Annotated in this window: 26 protein-coding genes and 3 tRNA genes; 21 read left to right on the top strand and 8 right to left on the bottom strand. The window is 70.5% G+C overall.

The features are described from left to right. Positions 1–16: 16 nt before the first annotated feature. From Q9R08_RS01450 to Q9R08_RS01440, 3 genes are all read right to left on the bottom strand, one after another. Positions 17–89, bottom strand: a tRNA-Phe gene (locus tag Q9R08_RS01450). A gap of 77 nt (positions 90–166) precedes the next feature. Next, positions 167–240 (bottom strand) — tRNA-Asp (locus Q9R08_RS01445). A gap of 20 nt (positions 241–260) precedes the next feature. Then, positions 261–333 (bottom strand) — tRNA-Glu (locus Q9R08_RS01440). 217 nt (positions 334–550) lie between these two features. Here Q9R08_RS01440 and Q9R08_RS01435 point away from each other — a divergent pair. After that, a complete protein-coding gene (locus Q9R08_RS01435) occupies positions 551–1,960 on the top strand; it encodes a M23 family metallopeptidase (RefSeq protein ID WP_308866033.1) in 1,410 nt (469 codons plus the stop codon). Positions 1,961–2,030: 70 nt separating this feature from the next. Here Q9R08_RS01435 and Q9R08_RS01430 read toward each other — a convergent pair whose 3' ends face one another. Further along, positions 2,031–2,564 carry an inorganic diphosphatase gene (locus tag Q9R08_RS01430; RefSeq protein WP_308866032.1) on the bottom strand — a complete coding sequence of 178 codons (534 nt, stop codon included), beginning with the start codon at positions 2,562–2,564 and terminating at the stop codon, positions 2,031–2,033. A 159-nt stretch (positions 2,565–2,723) separates the two neighbouring features. Between Q9R08_RS01430 and tilS the strand changes: the two genes are divergently transcribed. The 16 genes from tilS to Q9R08_RS01350 all read left to right on the top strand — a co-directional run bounded on the left by tilS (position 2,724) and on the right by Q9R08_RS01350 (position 16,713). Beyond that, positions 2,724–3,719, top strand: a complete 996-nt coding sequence (gene tilS / locus Q9R08_RS01425; protein WP_308866031.1) for a tRNA lysidine(34) synthetase TilS — start codon at positions 2,724–2,726, stop codon at positions 3,717–3,719. A 105-nt stretch (positions 3,720–3,824) separates the two neighbouring features. Then, a complete protein-coding gene (locus tag Q9R08_RS01420) occupies positions 3,825–4,094 on the top strand; it encodes a hypothetical protein (protein ID WP_308866029.1) in 270 nt (89 codons plus the stop codon). Further along, positions 4,091–5,989 (top strand): alpha/beta hydrolase, encoded by a 1,899-nt coding sequence (locus tag Q9R08_RS01415; protein WP_308866028.1) that lies wholly within the window; start codon positions 4,091–4,093, stop codon positions 5,987–5,989. Before Q9R08_RS01420 ends, Q9R08_RS01415 begins: the two co-directional genes overlap by 4 nt. Before the next feature lie 66 nt (positions 5,990–6,055). Continuing rightward, the gene (locus Q9R08_RS01410) at positions 6,056–6,508 is read left to right on the top strand and encodes a hypothetical protein (RefSeq protein WP_308866027.1); all 453 of its coding nucleotides are present in this window, start codon (positions 6,056–6,058) and stop codon (positions 6,506–6,508) included. A 9-nt stretch (positions 6,509–6,517) separates the two neighbouring features. Further along, entirely contained in the window at positions 6,518–7,069 is a 552-nt protein-coding gene (gene hpt / locus Q9R08_RS01405; protein WP_308866026.1) for a hypoxanthine phosphoribosyltransferase, read from the top strand. A 147-nt stretch (positions 7,070–7,216) separates the two neighbouring features. After that, a complete protein-coding gene (ftsH, locus tag Q9R08_RS01400; protein ID WP_308866025.1) occupies positions 7,217–9,223 on the top strand; it encodes an ATP-dependent zinc metalloprotease FtsH in 2,007 nt (668 codons plus the stop codon). Between the two features lie 9 nt (positions 9,224–9,232). Next, entirely contained in the window at positions 9,233–9,838 is a 606-nt protein-coding gene (gene folE, locus Q9R08_RS01395) for a GTP cyclohydrolase I (protein WP_308866024.1), read from the top strand. Then, positions 9,835–10,668: a dihydropteroate synthase gene (gene folP, locus Q9R08_RS01390; RefSeq protein ID WP_308866023.1), complete on the top strand. Its 834-nt coding sequence runs from the start codon at positions 9,835–9,837 to the stop codon at positions 10,666–10,668. Before folE ends, folP begins: the two co-directional genes overlap by 4 nt. Beyond that, positions 10,641–11,036, top strand: a complete 396-nt coding sequence (gene folB / locus Q9R08_RS01385; RefSeq protein ID WP_308866022.1) for a dihydroneopterin aldolase — start codon at positions 10,641–10,643, stop codon at positions 11,034–11,036. The genes folP and folB overlap by 28 nt, the downstream gene beginning before the upstream one ends. Next, positions 11,033–11,593 (top strand): 2-amino-4-hydroxy-6-hydroxymethyldihydropteridine diphosphokinase, encoded by a 561-nt coding sequence (folK, locus tag Q9R08_RS01380; RefSeq protein WP_308866021.1) that lies wholly within the window; start codon positions 11,033–11,035, stop codon positions 11,591–11,593. The genes folB and folK overlap by 4 nt, the downstream gene beginning before the upstream one ends. After that, positions 11,590–12,087, top strand: coding sequence for a DUF3180 domain-containing protein (locus Q9R08_RS01375; protein WP_308866020.1), 498 nt, complete (start codon positions 11,590–11,592; stop codon positions 12,085–12,087). The genes folK and Q9R08_RS01375 overlap by 4 nt, the downstream gene beginning before the upstream one ends. Further along, positions 12,029–12,610, top strand: coding sequence for a PH domain-containing protein (locus Q9R08_RS01370; protein ID WP_308866019.1), 582 nt, complete (start codon positions 12,029–12,031; stop codon positions 12,608–12,610). The genes Q9R08_RS01375 and Q9R08_RS01370 overlap by 59 nt, the downstream gene beginning before the upstream one ends. After that, entirely contained in the window at positions 12,607–14,337 is a 1,731-nt protein-coding gene (locus Q9R08_RS01365; protein WP_308866018.1) for a PH domain-containing protein, read from the top strand. Before Q9R08_RS01370 ends, Q9R08_RS01365 begins: the two co-directional genes overlap by 4 nt. Then, positions 14,334–15,050 (top strand): DUF2520 domain-containing protein, encoded by a 717-nt coding sequence (locus tag Q9R08_RS01360; RefSeq protein ID WP_308866017.1) that lies wholly within the window; start codon positions 14,334–14,336, stop codon positions 15,048–15,050. Before Q9R08_RS01365 ends, Q9R08_RS01360 begins: the two co-directional genes overlap by 4 nt. Next, a complete protein-coding gene (gene panC, locus Q9R08_RS01355; protein ID WP_308866016.1) occupies positions 15,047–15,892 on the top strand; it encodes a pantoate--beta-alanine ligase in 846 nt (281 codons plus the stop codon). Before Q9R08_RS01360 ends, panC begins: the two co-directional genes overlap by 4 nt. A 26-nt stretch (positions 15,893–15,918) precedes the next feature. Then, positions 15,919–16,713, top strand: coding sequence for an MBL fold metallo-hydrolase (locus Q9R08_RS01350; protein ID WP_308866015.1), 795 nt, complete (start codon positions 15,919–15,921; stop codon positions 16,711–16,713). Position 16,714: 1 nt separating this feature from the next. On the opposite strand, the gene Q9R08_RS01345 is transcribed toward Q9R08_RS01350, so the two are convergent. Beyond that, complete coding sequence (locus Q9R08_RS01345) at positions 16,715–17,947, bottom strand: MFS transporter (protein WP_308866013.1); 1,233 nt, start codon at positions 17,945–17,947, stop codon at positions 16,715–16,717. A gap of 231 nt (positions 17,948–18,178) precedes the next feature. Between Q9R08_RS01345 and lysS the strand changes: the two genes are divergently transcribed. Then, positions 18,179–19,702: a lysine--tRNA ligase gene (lysS, locus tag Q9R08_RS01340; protein ID WP_308866012.1), complete on the top strand. Its 1,524-nt coding sequence runs from the start codon at positions 18,179–18,181 to the stop codon at positions 19,700–19,702. A gap of 62 nt (positions 19,703–19,764) precedes the next feature. Here the strand turns inward: lysS and Q9R08_RS01335 are convergent, their stop codons facing one another. Beyond that, the gene (locus Q9R08_RS01335) at positions 19,765–21,087 is read right to left on the bottom strand and encodes a DUF4192 family protein (RefSeq protein ID WP_308866011.1); all 1,323 of its coding nucleotides are present in this window, start codon (positions 21,085–21,087) and stop codon (positions 19,765–19,767) included. Positions 21,088–21,208: 121 nt separating this feature from the next. On the opposite strand from Q9R08_RS01335, the gene Q9R08_RS01330 reads away from it, so the two are divergent. The 3 genes from Q9R08_RS01330 (at position 21,209) to Q9R08_RS01320 (ending at position 23,910) form a co-directional block, all read left to right on the top strand. Continuing rightward, complete coding sequence (locus tag Q9R08_RS01330; protein ID WP_308866010.1) at positions 21,209–21,403, top strand: hypothetical protein; 195 nt, start codon at positions 21,209–21,211, stop codon at positions 21,401–21,403. A gap of 178 nt (positions 21,404–21,581) precedes the next feature. Further along, positions 21,582–23,048 (top strand): cardiolipin synthase, encoded by a 1,467-nt coding sequence (cls, locus tag Q9R08_RS01325; protein WP_308866009.1) that lies wholly within the window; start codon positions 21,582–21,584, stop codon positions 23,046–23,048. A gap of 127 nt (positions 23,049–23,175) precedes the next feature. After that, complete coding sequence (locus tag Q9R08_RS01320) at positions 23,176–23,910, top strand: hypothetical protein (RefSeq protein WP_308866008.1); 735 nt, start codon at positions 23,176–23,178, stop codon at positions 23,908–23,910. Between the two features lie 44 nt (positions 23,911–23,954). Here Q9R08_RS01320 and Q9R08_RS01315 read toward each other — a convergent pair whose 3' ends face one another. Together Q9R08_RS01315 and Q9R08_RS01310 are read right to left on the bottom strand one after the other, a co-directional pair. Then, complete coding sequence (locus Q9R08_RS01315) at positions 23,955–24,185, bottom strand: helix-turn-helix domain-containing protein (RefSeq protein ID WP_308866007.1); 231 nt, start codon at positions 24,183–24,185, stop codon at positions 23,955–23,957. Then, positions 24,182–24,808, bottom strand: coding sequence for a hypothetical protein (locus Q9R08_RS01310; RefSeq protein WP_308866006.1), 627 nt, complete (start codon positions 24,806–24,808; stop codon positions 24,182–24,184). The genes Q9R08_RS01315 and Q9R08_RS01310 overlap by 4 nt, the downstream gene beginning before the upstream one ends. Positions 24,809–24,860: the final 52 nt, after the last annotated feature.

Genomic DNA, 24,860 nt, shown 5'->3' with positions numbered 1-24,860 from the left:
TAGGAGAGGGTTTCAGTGGCTCCGACCGGCATCGATCCGGTGACCTTTCGATTTTCAGTCGAACGCTCTACCAACTGAGCTACAGAGCCGCGCGGCATCTCTCATACAAGACCTGCCGCGTCCTAGACGAAAGGCCCTCTTCGAAAAAAGGGCCCGTCGCTCGGAGCGACCCTGACGGGACTTGAACCCGCGACCTCCGCCGTGACAGGGCGGCACGCTAACCAACTGCGCTACAGGGCCATGCTTTTGAATTATGGGAGTGACCCCAACGGGATTCGAACCCGTGCTACCGCCGTGAAAGGGCGGCGTCCTAGGCCGCTAAACGATGGGGCCGGGTGAACCCTGGGGCTCACTGCCGAGGACCAAGCATACGTAATCACTGGGCAAAACGCGAATCGAGCGCGTGGCGCCCTTGTGGATCGCATCGCCCAGGCGCAGACTGACCGAGTGGCCGTTGCCTGGGGCGGCGGCCGACATGCGCCGCTGGGGGTTGCGCATGTTACTGATGTTGCTAGTGTGAAACGAGTTACGCCGCGAAGGGGAGGACCCGGTGCAGCCCGAAAACACCACCGTGAAGACCCTGGCCGACGACGCCGCGGAGTGCGGGTGCGCCCCGTCCCCGAGGGAGCAGCGGCGGCTCTGGCCCGCGATGAACCGGCGCACAGCGCTGGGGTTGGGCATTCTGGGCGTCGCCGCGCTGAGCGCGACCGCCGGCACGATCGGCCCGCTCGTCAGCCCCGCCTACGCTGCGGACTACCCGTCGTGGGACGACGTCGTCGCCGCGAAGAACAACGAGGCGGCCAAAGCCGCCGAGATCACCAAGATCCAGCAGCTGATCGCCGGCCTCGAGTCCGATGTCGCGGCCAAGAAGCAGATCGCCCAGCAGCTGGCCGACGAGTTCTACGTCGCGCAGCAGGCGTACTTCGACGCGGCGCTTCGTGCCGACCAGCTGCAGCAGCAGGCCGACACGCAAGGCGCCGCCGCGGTGGACGCCGCGAACAAGGCCGGGCGCGTCGCCGCACAGCTGTATCGCAACGGCGGCGACGACACATCGCTGGAGCTCTTCTTCGCGGGGTCGGCCACGTCGGCCGACGACCTGCTCGCCCGCCTGGGCACGATGGACAAGCTCGTGCAGCGCAACCAGGACGTCTACGCGCAGGCGGTCACGGCCCGCGACTCGGCGCAGAGCCTGAGCGACCAGGCCGCGGTGCAGCGCGCCGAGCGCGACCGGCTCCAGAAGGTCGCCGAAGAGAAGATGGTCGCCGCGCAGAAGGCCGCCGACGAGGCGCAGGCCGCTCTCGACGCGCAGAACGCCAAGCGCGGCGAGCTCGAGGCGCAGCTCGCCGCCCTGCAGGACACGGTCGCCAAGACCGTCGCCGACTACCAAGAGGGCGAGCGCATCCGCAAGGAGGCCGAAGCCGCTGCTGCGGCCGCGGCTGCCGCAGCAGCCAAGGCAGAAGCGGACCGCATCGCCCGGGAGAACGCTGCTGCCGGCGGTGGCGGAGGCGGCGGCGGCGGTGGCGGCGGTGGAGCCGTCGTCGGGTCGGGCTGGGCGCGTCCGTCGTCGGGCTGGCGCAGCTCGGGGTACGGCCCCCGCACCGTTCAGTGTGGCAACAGCTACTGCTCCAGCGGCTTCCACTACGGCGTCGACCTCGCCGCCGGCTGCGGAGCGGGCATCTACGCCGCCTCCGCCGGCCGCGTGGTGTACGCCGGCTGGAACGGCGGCTACGGCAATTACATCAAGATCGATCACGGCGGCGGCATCGGCAGCGGCTACGGCCACATCCGCAGCGGCGGCATCTTCGTCGGCGTGGGGCAGTGGGTCAACGCGGGCCAGCTCATCGCGAGCGAGGGCAACACGGGCAACTCGTTCGGCTGCCACGTCCACTTCGAGACGTACGTCAACAACTCGCCGGTCAACCCGATCTACTTCATGGCCGACCGCGGAGTCTCGGTCTGAGCCGACACGCACTCAGAGAAATCAGAAGAGCGGATGCCGACGGCATCCGCTCTTCTGGTGTCAGCAGCGATCAGAGGGTGTTCGGCGCGACGCCCTCACCCTGGGTCGCGGTCTGGCCCTCGTGCTCCTTGAAGCGGTCGAACGCCTCGCCGACGAGACGCTCGGCCTCGGCCGCGCTCGCCCACTCGTCGACCTTGACCCACTTGTTGGGCTCGAGGTCCTTGTAGTGCTCGAAGAAGTGCTCGATCTCCTTGCGGGTGAACTCCGGGATGTCGTTCACGTCCTGGATGTGCGCCCAGCGCGGGTCCTTGCCGAGCACGGCCACGACCTTGTCGTCACCGCCGGCCTCGTCGCTCATCTTCAGCACGCCGACGGGCCGGACGCTCGCGAGCACGCCGGGGGCGAGGTCGAAATCGAGCAGCACGAGCACGTCGAGCGGGTCGCCGTCCTCGCCGAGGGTGTTCTCGAAGAACCCGTAGTTGGTCGGGTAGCCGAACGCGGTGTAGAGGATGCGGTCGAGGAAGACGCGGCCGGTGCCGTGGTCGACCTCGTACTTCACGCGGCTGCCGCGCGGGATCTCGATGACGGCGTCGTACGCGCCCATAGTGGTACTCCTTCGGAAAGACGTGGGATGCCGCGACAAGCCTAGTCGCGGGTCCCGCGTGCAGTAACTCAGTCAGAATCGGCCCGGACCGGCCGGATCCGGCCGCGCGGGGGCGTCCTGGCTGAGTTGTGACCGGCGACCCCCGGGTACGGTGGGTGGGTGGAGGAGCGCAGACCCGGACTCGACCCCGCTGTCGCCGAGGTGCGCCTCGCGGTGCGCCGGGCACTGACGGGCCTCGAGCCGGGTGCCACCGTGCTCGTGGCGCTGTCGGGCGGGGCCGATTCGCTCTCGCTCGCGGCGGCGACCGCCTTCGAGGCGCCGAAGCTCGGCCTGCGTGCGGCAGCGGCAACGGTGGACCACGGCCTGCAGGACGGCTCGACGGATGCCGCGGCCGCCGCAGCGGCGAGAGCGCAGGCGCTCGGACTCGACGCCCGCGTCGTCCGCGTCGAGGTCGCCGGAGCCGGCGGGCCGGAGGCGGCCGCCCGCGAGGCGCGCTACGCCGCACTGCTCGACGCGGCCCGTGTCGCCGGCGCGGCGGCGATCCTGCTCGGCCACACGCTCGACGACCAGGCCGAGACGGTGCTGCTGGGACTCGCCCGCGGCGCCGGCGCCACCAGCCTGCAGGGGATGGCCGCGGCATCCGATCTGGACGGCGTCCGCCTCCTGCGGCCGCTCCTCGACGTGCGGCGGACGACGACGCGCGCGGCGTGCGCTGCCGAGGGGCTCGATCCGTGGGACGACCCGCAGAACGCCGATCCCCGCTTCGCGCGAGTGCGCGTGCGCGAGACGGTACTGCCCGTACTCGAGGCCGAGCTCGGGCCGGGCATCGCCGAGGCGCTCGCCCGCACGGCGGCACAGCTGCGCGAGGATGCTGAAGCATTCGACGAGATGATCGACGAGACGATCGAAGACATCGTCGAGCACGCCGAAGCCGGCATCTCGGTGTCGGTCGCGGCGCTCGCGGCCAACCCGGCCGCACTGCGCAACCGCATCATCCGGCATGTGGTGGCGAGCGAGTTCCACCAGAGCCTGACCCGGACGCAGACGATCGAGGTGGCGCGCCTCGTCACGGACTGGTCGGGCCAGGGGCCTATCGATCTTCCCGGATGCCGCGCTCGCCGCGTCGGCGGACGCATCGAGTTCACCGCGCGCTGACCTGCAGGCGGCGCCTACGCAGACGCAGGCGCACGTAACCCCGGGTGAGCATGGGGAATTGTCCCCTCCGGGCCCCGGCCCGCACACGGATATGGTGGGGCGATCATGGCAGACGTCGAGTTCGCAGACTCAGATTTCGCCGAGGCTGTCCTGAACCTGCAGAAGGCGGGCGACGCCCCGGCCGACGGGTTCTGCCCGGCCTTCGGGGTCCTAGGGTCGCCGGTCGTGGAAACGGCCCTCGGCGATGCCGACGCCGTCATCCGTCACGCGATGAGCGCGCTCGCCGGTGTCGGTCACGACCTCTCGGTGGACGTCGACACCGTTCACACCGAGCTCCGCGCCCTCGATGCCCAGCTGGCCGGGGGCTCCGGATGACGCTGCCGGGCCTGGCGGCCGACCCCGGCGAGGGCAGCGTGGACGGCATCCGCGATCTCGCCGCCTTCTTCCGCGAGCGCGGAAGTGCCGAGCGCGATCGCAGCACCCACGCGCACAGCGCGCTGCGCGCGCTCACCGCCGTCACGGCCGTCAGCGTGCACGCGCTGCGGCCGCGCATCACCGTGGTCGCCGGCCGCTTCACCGACGTCGCGGATGCCGCCGACGAGGCGGCGGGGGTACTGGACGAGTACGCGGACGCGCTGGCCGACCTGCAGCGCCGCGCCGCGTCGGCGCGGGAACAGGCGGAGTCCGACTACGCGTCGATCCAGACGCGGCGTTCCATCGCACTCAACGCCGCGTCGGAGTTCGTCGTGGGCTGGTCGCTGGAGTGGGACGACGTGCTCCCGTCGTGGCTGTACCTCGATGACCCGTCGCTCCTCGACCGCTGGCAGGGGGCGATCGACGACTATCGGGCGTCGCGCGACGCGTTCAACGCGCTGCGCGACGAACGCGACCAGCTCGACCACGACACGGCCGCCCGGCTGACCGGCATCCCCCTCATCGCCGAGATCACCCACGATGGTGTCGTGGGTGCGGGCGGCTTCGTCGCCGCGACGGCGCTGTGGGCAGGCGACACCGACGCCGTGACGCCCGAGCAGATCGCCGCACTCGGCGACCCCGAGCTCATCAGGCAGGTCTGGGACAGCCTGGACCGCGCGGAGAAGGACGCGCTGATCGCCGCGTCTCCTGACGTCATCGGCAATCTCGACGGCATCCCCATCGGCGACCGCGTCGCCGCCAACCGCCTCAACATCGAGGACGAGATCGCGGCCCGTGAGGCGGAGATCGAACGGCTGGAACGGCTGCGTGACGCCGCGGTGGACCGCTCCTACTACGGCCAGGGCTCCGTCGAGCAGGAGTACGACGACCTCATCGCCGAGCAGCAGCGCCTGATCGACTACTACCAGGGTCTGCTGACGCAGGAGATCCAGGTCGTCGACGAGACCGGGGCGGTGCGCACCGAGACCGGCGCCCGGGTGGTGGTCTTCGACCCGTCGCATGAGGCCATCGCGACGTATCACGGCCCGCTCGACCCAGTGACCGGCGACATCCCGTCGTGGGTGCGCTCGGTGGCGATCTCGGTCCCCGGCACCGGATCGAACATGACTGACTTCGGCGACGAGCGCGCCGCCGACCTGCAGGCGGCCGCCGGCCCCAGCACGGCGGTCTTCCAATGGGCCGGCGGGGCGTTCCCGCAGTCCATCCCCGACGCGATGAGCACCTCGTACTCGCACGACCTCGCGCCGCGGCTGCGAGACTTCGCCGCCGGCATCGCCGTCCCTGGCAGCGCGACGCTCACCGTGCTCGGCCACAGCTACGGCGGGGCGGCCGTCGGGCTCGCCGAAGCGGCGGGGCTGCGGGCCGACCGGGTGCTCTACGTCGCCGCGGCGGGCATGGGCGACGGCGTCTCGGGAGTGGACGACTTCCCGCATACTTCAGACGTGCCCCACTACGCGATGATGAGCCGCAACGACATGGTCGTCGGGCTCATCCAGGGCCGCGAGGGCGACCTGCACGCCCTCCACGGGCAGTCGACGCTCACCGCCGACGGGGTCACACGCCTCGAGACCGGCGTGATCGACGCGTCCCGCCCCGACAGCGACGACATCGAGGACTACAACGTCCCCGGCAACGGCATGCCGTCGGCGATCGACAGCCACAGCTCGCTGTACACGCCGGGCTCGACCGCCTTCGAGAACATGGTCGCGGTGATCACGGGCGGGCAGGCAGAGGTGTACGCCCAGAACGAGATCATCGTCGCGGGCGGGCAGCCGATCACGATCGACGGCATCGACCGTGACGACTACGAACCCGTCTACACGGAGGTCGACTGAGCCGTGCGCCGAATCCTTGCCGCCGCCGCCGTCGCCCTCTTCGCGCTCGCCCTGGGAGGATGCAGCATGACGCCCGAAAGCCGGCTCGACGAGTATCAGACCGAGGCGGACCGCCTCCTCAGCGAGACCGTCGCTCTCATACCGGCCGACCTCGATCCCGAGTCCGGCTTCTCCGAGTCCGAGCCGAGATACGCTCCGACCGAAGGAGCGGCGTCGGCGTCCGACCCCGCCTGGTGGCAGGCCCGAGAGAACCTCAACCTCGCGGCGGACCCGGATACCTCGGCCGACGCCGCCGCCGCGATCGCCGACGGGCTCACCGCCGACGGCTGGCGCGAGTCGAAGGTGCGCGAGACCGAGGGCGGCGCCCGCATCACCGACGGGTTCCGCAAGGATCTCGACGGCGGCGAGTGGTACGTCGAGGTGACGTGGGTGCAGACGCGGCCGGGGATGGCCGAAGTCGTCGAGGTGCTCGTGGTCAGCCCGCAGACCGTCCGCGGCGCCGACGCCTCCGGCACGTAGACTCGTCCCATGCGCGCGGCCGACGTCTCCAGCGACCTCACGGAAGTCCTCGTCACAGAGGAGGAGATCCGGGCAAAGCTCGACGAGATCGCGGCGCAGGTCGACGCGGACTACGCGGACGAGGATCTGCTGCTGGTCGGCGTCCTCAAGGGCGCGGTCATGGTGATGGCCGACTTCTCCCGTGCGCTCACGAAGCACATCACGATGGACTGGATGGCGGTCTCGTCGTACGGTGCGGGCACCAAGTCCAGCGGTGTCGTGCAGATCCGCAAGGACCTCGACACCGACATCCTCGGCAAGCACGTGCTGATCGTCGAGGACATCATCGATTCCGGCCTCACGCTCAGCTGGCTGCTGGAGAACTTCGCGGCCCGCGGCGCGGCATCCGTCGAGGTGTTCGCACTGCTGCGCAAGCCCGAGGCCGCCAAGGTCGAGGTGCACTGCAAGTACGTCGGCTTCGACATCCCGACGGAGTTCGTCGTCGGCTACGGCCTCGACTACGCCGAGAAGTACCGCAACCTCCGCGACGTCGCGGTCCTCGCGCCTCACGTCTACTCGTGACCTTCCGGCGCTCGACCTGGGATTACGCCCGGGGCGAATGCACAGTCGACGCCTAGGAAGCGCGCGATACCCTGATTCAACCGTCGACGGGCGCTCTCCTGTCCGCGATGGCACGTCGACGAAAGGGGTCGGGCTCTCGCCCGCGCCATGGACTTCAAGAAGATCACCCGCAACCCGCTCTTCTACGTCCTGCTGATCGGGGTCTTCCTCATCGTGGGGTTCTCGCTCATCTCGAGCCTGAACGGTGCGAAGCAGATCTCCACGCAGGAGGGTCTCGAGCTGCTCTCCGGTGAGACCGTCACCGAGGTCGTCAACACCGACGGCGATCAGCGTGTCGACATGAAGCTCTCGAAGGAGTACGAGGGCGCGACCGACGTGCAGTTCTACTACGTCACCGCACGTGCCGCCGAGGTCGTCGACGCGGTCAACGCGGCCGACCCGAAGGACGGCTTCAACGACGCGGTGCCTCGGGCGACCTGGTTCGACGGCTTCCTCTCGCTCCTTCTTCCGATCCTGCTCCTGGGCCTGCTGTTCTGGTTCCTCATGTCGAGCGCTCAGGGCGGCGGCAGCAAGGTCATGCAGTTCGGCAAGTCGCGGGCGAAGCTCGTGACGAAGGAGATGCCGCAGGTCACCTTCCAGGATGTCGCGGGCTCCGACGAGGCGATCGAGGAGCTCGAAGAGATCAAGGACTTCCTCAAGGACCCGTCCAAGTTCCAGGCGGTCGGCGCGCGCATCCCGAAGGGCGTGCTGCTGTACGGCCCTCCCGGAACGGGCAAGACGCTCCTGGCCCGCGCCGTCGCAGGCGAGGCGGGTGTGCCGTTCTACTCGATCTCGGGCTCGGACTTCGTCGAGATGTTCGTCGGCGTCGGCGCCAGCCGCGTGCGCGACCTGTTCAACAACGCCAAGGACAACTCGCCGGCGATCATCTTCATCGACGAGATCGACGCGGTCGGCCGCCACCGCGGCGCCGGCATGGGCGGCGGCCACGACGAGCGCGAGCAGACGCTCAACCAGATGCTGGTCGAGATGGATGGATTCGACCCGAAGGTCAACGTCATCGTGATCGCGGCGACCAACCGCCCCGACATCCTCGACCCGGCCCTGCTGCGTCCCGGCCGCTTCGACCGTCAGATCGGCGTCGACGCTCCCGACTTCAAGGGCCGCACCAAGATCCTCGAGGTGCACGGCCGCGGCAAGCCGCTGGCCGACGGCGTGGACCTGGAGGTCGTCGCCCGCAAGACCCCCGGTTTCACCGGAGCCGACCTCGCCAACGTGCTGAACGAGGCCGCCCTGCTCACCGCGCGCTCGAACGCGCAGCTGATCGACAACCGCGCGCTCGATGAGGCCATCGACCGCGTGATCGCCGGCCCGCAGCGCCGCACCCGCGTGATGAAGGACAAGGAGAAGCTCATCACGGCCTACCACGAGGGCGGTCACGCGCTCGCGGCGGCGGCGATGAACCACACCGACCCGGTCACGAAGGTCACGATCCTCCCGCGCGGCAAGGCACTCGGGTACACCATGGTGCTGCCGCTCGACGACAAGTACTCGGTCACCCGCAACGAGCTGCAGGACCAGCTCACCTACGCGATGGGCGGCCGCGTCGCGGAGGAGATCGTGTTCCACGATCCGACCACGGGTGCGTCGAACGACATCGAGAAGGCGACCAGCATCGCCCGCAAGATGGTGACCGAGTACGGCATGACCGGCGACATCGGTCCTGTCAAGCTCGGCCAGTCGTCCGGCGAGGTGTTCATGGGCCGCGACATGGGTCACGGCCGCGACTTCTCGGAGCGGATCGCCGAGCGCGTCGACACGCAGGTGCGCGACCTCATCGAGCAGGCCCACAACGAGGCCTACGAGGTGATCAACGCGAACCGCGACGTGCTCGACAAGCTCGCCCTGGAGCTCCTCGAGAAGGAGACGCTCGACCACCTGGAGCTCGCCGAGATCTTCAAGGACGTCAAGCGCCTCCCGCCTCGCCCGCAGTGGCTGTCGAGCGAGCAGCGTCCGCCGTCGACCCTGCCCCCGATCGACGTGCCGCAGCGCCGGGACGACGCCGGCCTGGCCGCCAGCGTCGAGGCCGAGCAGCCGGTCGCCGAGAAGGCGCCCAAGCGTCGTCCGTCCGGACAGGCGCGCCCCGCGACCGCGTAGGCTCGGCCTGTGGCCGTCGACCGTGAGCGCATCGCCGCGCTCGTGCGCGAGCTGCTGGAGGCGATCGGCGAAGACCCCGAACGCCCCGGCTTGAGGCAGACGCCCGAGCGCGTGGCAGACGCGTACACCGAGTTCTTCGCGGGAGTCGGGGAGGATGCCGCAGCCCCGCTGGCGCGCACCATCTCGGTGTCGCGCGGGCCGGCACCCGACACGCTGCCCTCCGGTGCCGTCATGCTGCGCGACATCCTGTTCCGCTCGGTGTGCGAGCACCACCTGCTGCCGTTCCGCGGTCACGCGCATCTCGCGTACCTGCCCGGCGAGCAGGTCGTCGGTCTCGGAGCGCTGCCCAAGGTCGTCGAGATCCTGTCGGCGAGGCCCCAGGTGCAGGAGCGTCTCGGCGAGCAGATCGCCGACGTGATCGCGGCATCCCTGGATGCGCGCGGCGTGCTGGTCGTTCTCGAGGCGACGCACGAGTGCGTGACGATGCGCGGAGGGCGCCAGCCGGACGCCTCGACCGTCACCATCGCCGCGCGCGGCGAGCTGGCAGAGCCCGCGGCGCGTGCCGAGCTGGTCGCGCTGATCGGCGCCTCGCGGGCCTCGGGGATCCGCGGATGACGCTCATCATGGGCATCGTCAACGTGACGCCCGACTCGTTCAGCGACGGCGGACGCTACCTGGATGCCGCCGCCGCGGTCGCCCACGGGCTGCGGCTTCGCGCCGACGGTGCAGACCTGCTCGATGTCGGCGGCGAATCGACCCGCCCCGGTGCCGAGCGCGTCGACCCGCGTGTCGAACGGGAGCGCGTGCTCCCCGTCGTGCGGGCGCTGGTCGACGCGGGGGTCGCTGTCAGCATCGACACCATGAACGCCTCCACCGCCGTCGCCGCCGTCGAGGCGGGGGCGCGCATCGTGAACGACGTATCGGGCGGCCTGGCCGATCCGGAGATGCTCGCGGCGGTCGCGGCCACGGACGCCGACATCGCGCTCAGCCACTGGCGCGGACACTCGACCGACATGTACGCGCGTGCCCAGTACGGCGACGTCGTCGACGAGGTCGTCACCGAGCTCCGTACACGCGTCGAGGCGGCGGCGGCCGCCGGTATCGCTCCGTCGCGCGTGATCCTGGACCCGGGCATCGGCTTCGGCAAGAAGGGCGCCCAGAACTGGGCGATGCTGCGCGGGCTCGACCGGCTCATCGGCGTCGGACCCCGCGTGCTGCTCGGCACGAGCCGAAAGAAGTTCCTCGCGGAGGCGCTTGCGGACGACCCCGCCGATGCCGTCGAGGCCCGCCGGGATCTCGCGACGGCGGTGACGAGTGCGCTCGCCGCCCAGGCAGGAGCGTGGGCGGTGCGCGTGCACGATGTCGCCGGCACGCGCGATGCTCTCACCGTGGCACGGGCCTGGGAGGAAGGAAGCCGATGGACTTCATCGACGAGATCACGCTGACCGGTGTCCGCGCATTCGGGTACCACGGCGTGTTCGCCGAGGAGCGTCGCGAGGGCCAGGAGTTCGTGATCGACGTGACCCTGTACGTCAGCACGGCCGAGGCGGCGGAGTCCGACGACGTCGCCGACACGGTCCACTACGGCGAGGTCGCCGAGCGCATCGTCGAGCTGGTCGGCGGCGAGCCGCTGAACCTCATCGAGGGCGTCGCGGCGCGCATCGCCGACGACCTGCTGGCACGCGACGGCGTGAGGATGGTCGCGGTCACGGTCCACAAGCCGCAGGCGCCGATCACGGTGCCGTTCTCCGACGTGTCCGTCACGATCCGCCGTGCCCGGCGCGAAGAGGTCGTCGGGACGGAGATCGCGTGAACCGCCGCCTGGCTCAGGGCTTCGACGGCGACGTCGAGCGCCATCCGCGCGGACCCGTCGAGGCCGTCGTCGCCCTGGGGGCGAATCTGGGCGAGCGTGCCGAGACGATGACGGCCGCGATCAAGGACCTCGCCCGCGTGCCGCTCGTCGACGCCGTGCGCGTGTCGGAGCCGATCGAGTCGGTCGCGATGAAGCCGGACGGGCCGGATGCCGCCGCGCCGGCGTATCTGAACGCGGTGGCGATCCTCACCACGCGCCTGGCCCCATCGGTGCTGCTGGGCTACCTCCACGCGATCGAGCAGCGGCACGGTCGCGTGCGCTCTGCGGCGCGCACGGCGAGCGAGCCCGGCTGGGAGGATCGCACGCTCGACCTCGATCTCATCGCGTACGGCGACGTCGTCAGCGACGATCCGCGACTGCTGCTGCCGCACCCGCGAGCCGCCGAGCGCGACTTCGTGCTCGGGCCGTGGCTCGCGGTCGATCCCGATGCCGTGCTTCCCGGCACGGGTCGTGTCGACGAGGCCCTCCGACGGCTGCGTGAGGCGGGAGGACGATGAAGCGCACCGGTGCCGGCGTGCTGGCCATCTCCGCCATCCTCGGCGTCGCGGCCGGCTTCCTCGTCGACCAGCTCCTGACGTCGGCGGGACGCCCCACGTTCACCCCGGCCGTCACGCTGCCGATCCTCCTCGTGCTGCTCGGAGCTTTCGTCATCGCGCTCGCGATCCCGATCCGCCGCGCCACGCGCGGCACCTCGACGGCGAAGGTCGACCCCTTCCGGGCCGTTCGCGTCGCGATGCTGGCCAAGGCCTCGAGCATCGTGGGCGCCGCCGTCGGCGGAGTGGGCGCGGGACTGTGGGTCTTCCTGGCGACCCGGCCCGTCACGCCCTCGCTAGGCTCGTTGGGAGCGGTCATCGCGACGACCGTGAGCGGCGCCCTGCTGGTCGCCGCGGGTCTTGTCGCGGAGCACCTCTGCACCATCCGGAAGGACGACGATGACGAACAGCCCGGAGGCGACGACCCCGGACTCGAGCCCCGCCTCCACGACCACTGAGACGGGGAGGACGTTCGAGCGGATCGCCGAGCCGCGCTCCGAGAACCGGCTCGTGCTCGAAAGCGGTGTCTGGCACCAGATCTCGCCGAAGTACGTGACGGTGCAGCTGATCTCGACCGGCTCGTTCCTGCTGCTCGTCATCGCGGCCACCCTGGTACTCACGCTGCTCATGCATCAGCTCTGGGCGTGGATCCCCGGCGGCATCCTCACCGTGATCCTCGCGTGGACCCTCGTGATCCTGCCGCGCCAGGCCCGCGCGATCGGCTACCAGCTCCGTGACGACGACCTCGTCTTCCGCCGCGGCATCCTGTGGCAGCGCTTCGTGGCCGTGCCCTACGGCCGCATGCAGCTCATCGACATCACCCACGGTCCGCTGGACCGGGGCTTCGGCATCGCCCAGCTGAAGTTCGTCACCGCGGCCGCGGCGACCGGCGTCGTCATCCCCGGGCTCGAGCAGTCCACCGCCGAGACGCTCCGCGACCACCTCGTCGAGGTCGCCGAGAGTCGGCGCACGGGTCTATGACCTCGATCCCCGACCCCGTCGAAGGCCCCGGCGCTTCGCCCGCCGTCCCGGGGGCGCCGCCGCCACAGCTGGTGCGCTCTCCGCTCAGCGACGGCGAGTGGCATCGCCTCCACCCGCTCACGCCGCTGCTGCGCGGCGGGCTGTTCCTGATCGTCGTCATCGGCATCGTGTTCGCAAACCTGCGCGATCGTCTCGTGTTCATCTTCCTGCCGTGGCTCGCCCCCGACATCGAGGACGAGGTCGGCGAGTGGGAGGGCGCGGGCGGCGACCCGATCGACTTCATCATCGCGAACAACCTCTACGTGCTGGCCGGACTCGCGGTGCTCGCGGCCCTCATCGTGCTCGTGGCCGTGTTCTACACGTCGTGGCGCTTCCACACGTTCCGGATCACCGACGACGACGTCGAGGTGCGCAGCGGCATCCTGTTCCGCACGCAGCGCCGCGCCCCGCTCGACCGCGTGCAGGGCGTCAACCTCACGCGTCCGATGATCGCGCGGCTGCTCGGGATGGCGAAGCTCGAGGTCGTCGGCGCGGGAGCCGACGCCAACGTCAAGCTCGAGTACCTGTCCACAGCCAACGCGGAAGCCGTCCGCGCCGATATCCTGCGCCTCGCGTCCGGGCGTCGTCTCTCGGCGGCCGGGCCCGCGGGCGCCCTCGCACCGCCGCGCGCGGGGAGGGTCGCGACGCTGAGCCAGACTGTCGGGCGCGAGATCACCGGTCTGATCGAAGGCCCGGAAGCGCCGGTGACCGAGCTCGAGTCCGTCGTGCACATCCCGGTCGGCCGGCTGGTGGCCTCCCACATCCTCAGCATGTCGACGCTCGGGCTCCTGTTCGCGATCGTCGCGATCGTGATCGGGGTCAGCCAGGGCGTCACGTGGCTGCTGTTCGGCTTCGTCCCCGCGATCATCGGCTTCGGCGCCTACTGGGTGCGCTCGATCGTCCGCTCGCTGCGGTACGCGATCGCGCCGACCCCCGACGGCGTGCGGATCACGTTCGGCCTCTTCACGACCATCACCGAGATCGTGCCGCCGGGCCGCGTGCACGCGGTCGAGGTGACGCAGCCGATCATGTGGCGCCCCGCGGGCTGGTGGACAGTCCGCATCAACCGCCTCACCGGTCGCAGCGCCGCCGACGGCAGCACCGACCAGTTCACGACGGCGCTGCCGGTCGGCACGGCCGCCGACGTCGAACGCGTGCTGCGGCTGCTGCAGCCGGGCCTGCCCGACGACGAGCGGGCGCTCGTCGTTCAGGAGGGCATGTTCGGACCCGGCGAGACCGACACCTTCACGAACACCCCGAGGCGCGCGTGGTGGATCCGCCCGCTGTCGTACCGGCGGAACGGCTTCCGTCTCACGCCGGACGCGCTGCTGATGCGCCGCGGGATCGTGTGGCGCAAGCTCGTCATCCTGCCGCTCGCCCGTTTGCAGAGCATCGGTCTGTACCAGGGACCGCTCGACCGCGCATCGCGCGTGACGAACGTGCGTGCGCACGTCGTCGCCGGTCCGGTGTCGCCGTTCCTGGCGGCGGTCGACCGCGACAGTGCACTGGCGCTGTTCGACGGTGTCGCGCGCGGGTCGGTCCGCGCCGCGTTCACCGACCGCACCCATCGCTGGGCGCAGGAGGAGACGAGCGCGCCGGAGCCGGCGGACCTCGTGCGCGGCGCAGAGTCCGCGCCCGCAGGTGCGAGCGAGTCCGCTGCCTCGGGGACAGGGGAGGACCGCACATGACCCGCGACGGACGCCTCGGAGTCGGCATCATCGGCGCCGGTCGCGTCGGACCGGTGCTCGGTGCCGCTCTCGGCGGCGCGGGACACGCGCTCGTCGGGATCACGCAGGGCTCCGACCAAGAGCGGGTCGAGGCGATCCTGCCGGGCGTCCCGGTCCTGGACGCGACGGAGGTCGCCCGGCGCAGCGAGCTCGTGATCATCGCCGTGCCGCACGACCAGCTCGAGGGGCTCGTCGCGGGTCTCGCCGAGGTCGGCGCGTGGCAGCCGGGACAGCTCGTGCTGCACACGGATCCGGCCTGGGGCGCCGGCATCCTGGCCCCTGCGGTCGCCAAGGGCGCGATTCCGCTCGCGGTCCATCCGGCGATCGAGTTCAGCGGCACCTCGATGGATCTGCGTGCCCTCGCCAGCGCCTACGCGGCCGTCACCGCCCCGGGACCCGTTCTTCCGATCGCGCAGGCTCTCGCCGTGGAACTCGGCTGCGAGCCCGTGGTGGTGGACGAGTCGGCGCGGGCGGCGTACGGCGAGGCGATCGCGACGGCGCGGGTCTTCTCGCGGTCGATCGTGCACCAGGCGGCGGCTCTGCTGGCGGAGGCGGGCATCCCGTATCCGGGCTCTTTCCTGTCGGCTCTCGCGCACACCACGCTCGACCACGCGCTCGCCGAGGCCGGCTCTGGTCCGGTGACCGGCGAACCCCCCGCTACGATCCAAGGATGATCAGCACCATCGACGGGCTGCGTGCTCGGCTCGCCGAGGTCCGCGCTGCTGCACCCGACGCCCGCGTCGCCCTCATCTCGACCATCGGGGCGCTCCATGACGGCCACATCGACCTCGTGCACCGAGCGCGTGAGGTCGCCGACATCGTCGTCGTGTCGGTGTTCGTCAATCCGCTGCGCTTCGCCTCACCGGCGGAGTTCGCCGCGTATCCGCGCACCCCCGACGACGACGCCCGACTGCTGGAATCGCTCGGGGTCGACGTCGTCTTCGCGCCCGACGCCAAGGAACTGCTCCCGGACGGCTCCGCGACGACGAAGGTCAGCGCCGGCGACCTCGGCCTGCGGTACGAGGGGCGGTCGCGCCCGTTCTACTTCGACGGCCTCCTGACCGTCGAGGCGAAGCTGTTCCACCTCGTGCGGCCCGACGTCGCCGTGTACGGCGAGCGGGATCGGCAGCGCGTGTTCCTCGTGCGCCGCATGATCCGCGACCTGTTCTTCGACGTCGAGGTCGCAACAGTCGAGACCGTACGCGGCGACGACGGCCTTCCGGTGTCGACGCGTGTGGGGATGCTCGACGACCGTGACCTCGCGGCCGCGGCACTCCTTCCGGCCGCTCTCGACGCCGCCGCGGCGAACGCCGACCGCGGCATCGACGCGTGCATCGCCGCCGCCCAGTCGGCGCTGATGGGTGAGCCGCGCATCCGCCTCGAGTACTTGAGCGTCGTCGATCCGGCGACGTTCCTCCCGGTCGACGAGGGCACCAGCGGACCCGCGCTCGCGCTCATCGCCGCGACCGTGGCGGGCCACCGCCTGATCGACAACGCCGAGATCTACCTCGGCTGAGCGCGGACAGCGGACCGAGGAGCGACATGCGCATCACACGGATCGGCGGTCCGACGGCTCTCATCGAGTGGGAGGGGTGGCGGATCCTCACCGATCCCACCTTCGACCCGCCGGGGCGCACCTACGCTTTCGCGCTCGGGACGACGTCTCGCAAGATCACGGGCCCCGCGATCGCCCTCGCAGACATCGGCGACGTCGACCTCGTGCTGCTGAGCCACCATCATCACGCCGACAACCTCGACGATGCAGGGCGTGCGGGCCTGGGCGTCGCGCGCACGGTGCTGACGACGGTCGCCGGTGCCAAGCGGCTGTCGGCCACGGGTGCCCACGGCGACGCACGAGGTCTGCGGGCGGGTGACACGGTCACCCTCACGGCCGAGGGCAAGCCCGACCTCGTCGTCACCGCGACCCCGTGCCGGCACGGCGCCCCGCTGACGCGTCCGATCGTCGGCCCGGTCATCGGCTTCTCGCTGGCGGGCGTGGGCGCCGCGCATCCCGCGCTCTGGATGACGGGCGACACCGTGATGTACCGCGCGCTGCGCCGCGTCGCGACCGGCATGCACCCCGATGTCGCCCTCGTGCACATCGGTGCGGTGAAGTTCCCGCTCACCGGACCGCTCGCCTACACGATGGACGCCGACGACGCGATCGAGCTCATCGAACTCTCCGAACCGGGTGCGGCGGTGCCGGTCCACGTCGAGGGCTGGAGCCACTTCTCGCAGCAGGAGGAGGAGGCGAGCCGGGTGCTGGCCGCTGCGCCCGGCGCGGTGGGCGAGCGCGTCCGGTGGGCGCCGCTCGGCGAGCCGATCGACCTCCCCTGACTCAGCGCGTGCTGTCCCTCGACTGCGGACGCGCCGCGGGCAGCTGACGACGCATGGCGACGCCCGCGCCGAGCGTCGCGACGAGGACCACCGCGGCGAAGACGAGCAGCACCGTCGTCTCGTCCGCGAACGTCAGACTCCACCCGACGAGCAGCACGGGTACGACGAGCCCTCCGTAGGCGATGAGGAACAGGAGCGCGAGCGTCTCACCCCGCTGGCCGTGGGCCGCCAGCTCTCCTGCGCCGGCGATGGCCGAGCGGAACATGATCCCGGCGCCGGCGCCGGCGACGATGCCGCCGATGATGAAGACGGCAAGGGCGGGAGCGACCGCGCCTGCGGAGATCAAGGCGAGTCCGGCGATGAAGCACGCGATCGCGATGGCGAGCTGCGTCCGTTGCGCCACGCGGACGAACACCAGCTGGGCGGTCGCCGCAGCCCCGAAGATCGCGAAGACCGTCGCACCGTCGACGAGGTGGTCGGATACGTGGAAGGTCTCGTGCAGGAAGGTCGGCGTGAGCGATGTGAAGAGCGCGAAGAGGGCGAATGATGCGGCCGCGCCGACACCGGCCGCGGCGAATGCCGTGCGGGATCCGGGCGGGAAAGCGAGCCGCTGGGGGCGGTATGCCGGGTGAGTCGCGGAGAGGTCGACCGTCTCGGGCACGGCGCGGAGCACCGCCGCCGCGACGAGGAAGAGCACGAGGAACACGATGTGCGGAAGCTCGAGGGGATCCGGGAGGAATTCGGCGAAGAGCCCCCCGATGAGCGGACCGAGGGCGAGTCCGCCGAGATTGGCCGCTCCCGCCACAGAAGCTGCGATGATCGCCGTCTCTCCGGGCCGTGCGCGCGCTCGCAGTTCGGCGAGGTGGGCTGTTGCCGCGGCAGTCAGCGTTCCGACGCTCACACCGTCGATGAAGCGGGCGGTGATGAGACCGGGCACGGAGCTCCACAGGATGAAGACGACGGCCGCCGCAGCCGATGCGAGGACGGCGACGATGGCCATCCGCCGCCTTCCGGCCCAGTCGCTGATGTGGCCGATCAAGAAGAGGCTGAACACGACGCCGACCGCGAACGCCGAGAAGATGAGCGTCACCACCGGGACGGGGAAGTCGTCCGCCGCCTGGTAGAGCGGGTACAGCGGAGTCGGAACCGTCGCGTACGCCGTCACCGCCGTGAAGACCGCCGCCACGGCCCAGAACCCGCTGCGATCCGACATCGTGGAGTGAGCTCGCGACATAGTCACGATCCGTTCGGTCGAGGGAGCGCCCCGAGAAGCGTCTCCGACCCTACTCGTCGGCTGAAAGCTCGCCAAGGGTCGTCGTGGCGATCCCGGCCGGAGGAGCGTCATGCGGCGCGCGATCGTCTGGCGCCGGCCACGGCATCCGCTGTTCAGAAAGGCCGGAGGCGCCCGCCGATAGACTTGGGGGTCCGCGTTCCGCGGCGAACACCCCATTGAGGAGCCCATCCCGTGACCGACACGACCTCGCCTGCCGAGACCGCCGAGCCGACCGAAGAAGAAGTCTTCGAGCAGAAGGCCGTGCGGCTGGCCAAGCGCGAGCGTCTGATCGCCGAGCGGACGGATGCGGCCGGCGGGGCGTACCCGGTCAGCGTGCCGATCACCGACACGATCCCCGCGCTGCGTGAGCGTTACGGCGACCTCGAGGCCGGTGCCGAGACCGGCGTGACCGCGTCCGTCGCGGGGCGCGTCGTCTTCAGCCGCAACACCGGCAAGCTCTGCTTCGCGAGCCTGCAGGCCGGCGACGGAAGCCGCATCCAGGCGATGGTGTCGCTCGCGGCCGTCGGCGAGGAGTCGCTGCAGGCCTGGAAGGAGCTCGTCGACCTCGGAGACCACGTCTTCGTGTCGGGCGAGGTCATCTCGAGCCGTCGCGGCGAGCTGTCGATCATGGTGTCGGACTGGCGCATCGCATCGAAGGCGGTGCTCCCGCTCCCCAACGTCTACGGCGAGCTCAGCGAGGAGAGCCGCGTCCGCAGCCGCTTCCTCGACCTCATCGTGCGCGACCGGGCGCGTGAGACGGTCGTCGCTCGCGCGAAGGTCAACGCGAGCCTGCGGGCGACCTTCGCGGGGCACGACTTCATCGAGGTCGAGACGCCCATGCTGCAGGTGCAGCACGGCGGTGCGTCGGCCCGCCCGTTCATCACCCACGCGAACGCCTTCGACGCCGACCTCTACCTGCGCATCGCTCCCGAGCTGTTCCTCAAGCGCGCGGTGGTCGGCGGCATCGACCGTGTGTTCGAGATCAACCGCAACTTCCGCAACGAGGGCGCCGACTCCACGCACAGCCCCGAGTTCGCCATGCTCGAGGCCTACCAGGCGTACAGCGACTACAACGGCATCGCCGACCTCACGCAGGAGCTCATCCAGAACGCCGCGATCGCGGTCGCCGGCTCGACCACGGTCACCTGGGCGGACGGCACCGAGTACGAGCTCGGCGGACAGTGGGATCGCCTCTCGATGTACGAATCCCTTTCCGAGGCGGCCGGCCGCATCATCACGCCCGAGACGCCGTTCCACGAGCTCGTGGCGCTCGCCGAGGCGGAGGGCGTCGACCTGCCGCCGCACGCCATCCACGGCAAGCTCGTCGAGGAGCTGTGGGAGCACTTCGTCAAGCCCGGGCTGACCCGCCCCACCTTCGTGATGGACTTCCCGCTCGACACCAGCCCGCTCGTGCGCGAGCACCGCTCGATCGCGGGCGTCGTCGAGAAGTGGGACCTCTACGTGCGCGGCTTCGAGCTCGCGACGGGCTACTCCGAGCTCGTCGACCCGGTGATCCAGCGCGAGCGTTTCGTCGAGCAGGCCAAGCTCGCGGCGCGCGGCGACCTGGAGGCCATGCGCATCGACGACGAGTTCCTGCGGGCGCTCGAGCACGGTATGCCGCCGACCGGCGGCATGGGGATGGGCATCGACCGTCTGCTGATGGCGATCACCGGTCTCGGCATCCGCGAGACGATCCTCTTCCCGCTCGTCAAGTAGCGCGCCACCCCGGCATCTCGCTCGCTCGTCAAGTAGCGCACCCCCGCGCATCGCGCTTGACGTCATCGCGCGCTCGCGCGCCGGAACGCCCAGTCGGGCAGATGCCCGGCGTGCACGAACGACAGCACGATCTGGGACAGTCCGTGCTCGGGCTCGATCTCGCAGGCCCGCTCCGCGTACGCGGCGGCGTGCGTCGAGCGTCCGAGCGCCCACGACAGCCATGCGCACATGGCGAGCGCGCCCGGCTGCGCCTCACGCGGTGCGAGCGCGGCGGTCCGGCGCGACAGCGCGAGCGCCGTCTCGAGCCGTGACACCTGCGGCGGGTCGCCTTCGCCCCACATGCGCATCGCGAGATGCGCCGGGTATTCCTCGCCGGACTCCCAGCGCAGCTGCGCGTCGAACGCCTCATCGCCCTGCGCGAGGTTGCCGCTCCACTGCACCAGCGCGACGTCCCGCAGCGACGGCCGCGCGAGGCACCACACGAGCGCGGCGGCGTCGTATACGTCCGCGCCGTCGAGCGGACGCGCAAGCGCGTCCTCGAAGAACCCCGGCAGGTCGTCGAGCCGGCAGACGGCCGCGAGTGCCTGCGGGTCGATCCTCGAGTCGGGGCTCTCGGATGCCGCCCCCTCGGCGACGCCCGACACCGGAGCGGGGACGGGTCCGAGGTCGCCGGCGACGAGGGCGGACCCCATCGGGGAAGGAGCGGGTGCGCGCTCCGGGACGTCGGGGCGCTCCGGCATCTCGCCGCCCCGCGCCGCACGCCGGGCAGCGCGCTCGGGCGGCTCCCCGTCTCCGGCCGGGCCCCCGCCCGCATCGGGACCGCAGAGCACCGCCACGGCGTCACCGAACGCGATCATGGCCTTCTCCACGCTCGCGCGTTCCTCGTCCGTGGGCTCGGGCAGCTCGGTCCCGGTGCCCTGATCGCCGGCGGGTGCGGGCACGCCTTGCGGTCCGTTCCAGGCCAGCTCGTCGAGGGGCCTTCCCTCGGCCGGGCAGTCGTCGTCGAGATAGGAGCCCCACGCGTCGGCGGCGACGCAGAGCAGGTCGGTGACGTGCAGACCGCACGCGTCGGCTCGGCGCTGGAGCGCGGCGAAGAGCTGGTCGTGCGGCATCCGTCCGCTGTCGTGGAACCGTGCGTCGGTGTACCCGATCGCGGCGACGGCATCGGCTTCGGGCAGCCGGCAGGCCATGCCGGTCACGGTCGCGGCCACGCGGTCGACGGACTCGGCGTCGCCGTCTGGCAGGTCGAAGCGCATGGCGCCGAGGCTCCGCGCGCCGTGGAACGGGATGACCACGAGGCTGCGAGTCGGGTGGTAGCCCAGCATGCGCGGGACGAAGGACAGGAACTGCGCGGCATCCGCGGCTTTCACGACGGTGGGGGTCATGAGCGACGAGCCTCGCGCCGGGTGCCGCGCTGGCGAAAGACCTGTGGATGGATCCGGTGCGTCCGGACGGCGAAGCTGCACCTGGGGAGGAAGGGATACCCGCACCGCGTATCCTGGAGGCATGGATTACTGGGTCGCGGCGCTCTGGACGCTCTTGCCGACCGTCCTCGTGTCGCTGATCTTCTTCTTCGTGCTCCGCAGCATCATCCGCGCCGACCGCACCGAACGACGCGTCTACGCGAAGGTCGAGGCCGAGGAGCGCGCCAAGCGCGGACTCCCGCCGGTCGCGTCCAGCTCCACCTCCGCAGACAGCTGACCCGCACCTCGCCCGACGCAGAGGCGCTCGACGCCGCGCGCTGCCGGCGACCCGCGACGCCGACCCTCCCGCGTGCGAGGTCGCGTCCGTCACCCCCGATAGTGTGAGCACACTGTCCGATCCGCCGGTCCGTCTGATCAATCAGGTCCGGCCGACCCTCGCCGAGAGGCCCCGCTCGATGCTCACCATCACGTTCGATGCGACGTGGTGGGTGGTGCTCGTCTTCATCGTCGACACAGTGATCCGTGTCACGGCGATCATCATCGTCCCGCGCAACCGGCGCCCGACCGCCGCGATGGCGTGGCTGCTCGCGATCTACTTCATCCCGATCGTCGGGGTGTTCCTGTTCCTGCTGATCGGCAACCCGCGCCTGCCGCGCAAGCGGCGGCGCAAGCAGGAGCGCATCAACGACTACATCCACGACACCAGTGCGTCACTCGACTTCGGCACGCTGCGCCCGCACGCCCCGTCCTGGTTCACGTCGCTGGTCACGCTGAACCGCAACCTGGGCGCCATGCCTCTCGCCGGCGACAACGCGGCGCACCTGATCCCCGACTACCAGGAGAGCCTGGACGCGATGGCCGACGCGATCCGTCAGGCGGAGCGCTTCGTTCACGTCGAGTTCTACATCCTCCAGGCGGACGCCGCCACCGACAACTTCTTCCGGGCGCTCGAAGAGGTGGCCCAGCGCGGTGTGACGGTGCGCGTCCTCCTCGACCACTGGGCGAACCGCGGCAAGCCGTTCTACAAGCGCACTCTCAAGCGGCTCAGCGCGATGGGCGCGCAGTGGCACCTGATGCTGCCGGTGCAGCCGCTGCGTGGCAAATACCAGCGTCCTGATCTGCGCAACCACCGCAAGCTGCTCGTTGTCGACGGCCGCGTCGCGTTCACGGGGTCGCAGAACGTCACGGATTCGACGTACAACCTCCGCAAGAACATCCGCCGTGGCCTGCACTGGGTCGACCTGATGGCGCGCATCGAAGGCCCGGTGGTGGCATCCGTCAACGCCGTGTTCTTGAGTGACTGGTACAGCGAGACCGACGAGGTCCTCACCGAGGAGATCGACCTCTTCGACGTGACGAGCGGGCCCGGCGACCTCGACTGCCAGATCGTGCCGTCCGGTCCGGGGTTCGAGTTCCAGAACAACCTCAAGCTCTTCGCCGGCCTGCTCTACGCCGCGCAGCGGCAGATCATCGTGGTCAGCCCGTATTTCGTGCCCGACGAGGCGATGCTGCTCGCGATCACGACGGCGTGCCAGCGCGGCATCCATGTCGAGCTCTTCGTCTCGGAGGAGGGCGACCAGGCGATCGTCTACCACGCGCAGCGCAGCTACTACGAGGCGCTGCTGCGGGCGGGCGTCAAGATCTGGATGTACAAGAGGCCGTTCATCCTGCACACGAAGAGCCTCACCATCGACGACGAGGTGGGCATCATCGGCTCCAGCAACATGGACATGCGTTCCTTCGGTCTCAACATGGAGATCTCGCTGTTCGTGCGCGGCGAGGAGTTCGTGCGCGAGATGCGATCCGTGGAGGACATGTATCGCTCGCTGAGCCGCGAGCTCACCCTCGAGGAGTGGGAGAAGCAGCCGCTCCGCTCGACCGTGCTCGACAACCTGGCACGCCTCACGTCCGCGCTGCAATGAGGCGTTCCCCGGCGGATCGTGACCGGCGCGTGACCGTCGGTACTGAGATTTCCGCCCTGACTACGACACCATAGGGGTGACGGATGCCGCGGGTGCTGGCATCCGCGAATCTCGAGGAGGCTCTCGCATGGCCATTCGCTCCCGTTCACTCGTCGCCGGAATCGGCCTCGCGCTGCTCGCCGCCGGCCTTCTGACCGCCTGTGCCACACCCACCGGCTCCGGCGGGACGCCTTCATCGTCCGCGACCTCGAAGGGCGACGACGGCAGCGAACAGGAGGTCGGCGCGGCCTGGCTCGACGGCGGCCGCATGGTCGGCATCGTCACCCAGGGGAGCTCCACGTGCGTGCCCGTCGCCGAGGAGGCGACCTACGCGAACGGCGTGATGACGGTCACGCTCGTCGACGCCGAGGGCGACACCGCCTGCACGAGCGACCTCGTCCCGCGGGTCTCGCTCGTCGGAACACCCGAGGGCGTCGACCCGGCCGACGGTGTCGAGATCGAGGTGACCGGTGACGGCTGGCACGGCGACACCGACCTCGAAGGCGTCCCCGGTCTCGCGGTCGGCGGTGAGACCGACTACCTCCCGAGCGCCGGCTGGACCGACGTCGACGGCCAGTTCGTCATCCTGTCGTGGGGCTCGTCCTCCTGCGCTCCCGCGATCGAGAACACCGAGGCGACCAGCGCCAGCGAGGTCACGGTGACCTTCGTGACCCCGCCCGCCGACCAGGTCTGCACCATGGACATGGCGCCGCGCGGCGTCGTCACAGCGGTGAACGGCCTCGAGGACGAGGACGCCGAGATCTTCGCGATCCTCACCGGCGCCGAGTTCGACAACGTCCGCATTCCCATCTACCCCAACTGACGCGTGAGATTCCGGATGCTGCGGCCCTCGGCATCCGGAATCAGTCAGTCCGCGCGCACGAGCAGGTCGCCGATCTCGCAGTCGAGGGCCCGGCAGATCGCCGACAGCGTCGAATAGCGGATCGCGCGGGCCCGGTCGTTCTTGAGGATCGACAGGTTCACCACCGATACGCCGACCAGCTCCGACAGGCGCGTGAGCGTCATGCCCCGCTCGAGCAGGAGCTCGTCGAGCCGGCAATGGACCCCCGAGGGCCCCTCGTCCTCGGCGGGGGTCACACCAGGCCTTCCGTGTCGCGCTGAAGCCGCGCGCCGATCGCGAACGAGCCGGCGACGAGCGCCAGGGCGAAGCCCCAGCCGACGGGTGCGAGGTTCAGCTCCAGGATGAATGTGCCGAAGACGTCGGTCACCTCCGGCGAGGTCGCGGCGAGATCCTCCACCAGCAGCGCGCGGCCGAAGGCGCCGAGCACCTGACCGAGCACTCCGCCGACCACGACGAGGACGGCGACCACGCCGATCGCGGTCGACATCGCGCGGCGGAACGGGTGCGCCCGCATGAGCGAGACACCCAGCCACCAGGCGACGACGCAGACGCCGATCGTGGCGAGCGCGGGGAGGGCGAGCTCCATCCACAGCATCCAGCTCACCGCCCCCGGCAGCCCGGTGAAGGTCACGTCGGCTGACGCGTACGCCGCCGCCGAGATCTCCGGCACACCGGCGAGGTCGGGCACGTCTCCGCCGGTCACCGGCATCCGGACTGTCGGTGCACTCCCGAAGATCGCGTAGGCGCCGCGGACGATGGCCACCAGGGCCGCCACCGCGACGCTGATCGCTCCGGTCGCGATGAGGCCGAGGCTGAAGCCTTCGCCGAGCGAGACATGAGGGCGTGCTGTCGAGGACATCGGAATCACCCACTCCATATCGATAAACGTTGTTATCGAGAAACGATATGCC

Source organism: Microbacterium psychrotolerans, assembly GCF_031085295.1.
Taxonomy (GTDB): Bacteria; Actinomycetota; Actinomycetes; order Actinomycetales; family Microbacteriaceae; genus Microbacterium; species Microbacterium psychrotolerans.
Note: the sequence above shows the minus strand (reverse complement) of the source record. Positions and strands in the feature narration are given on the sequence as shown.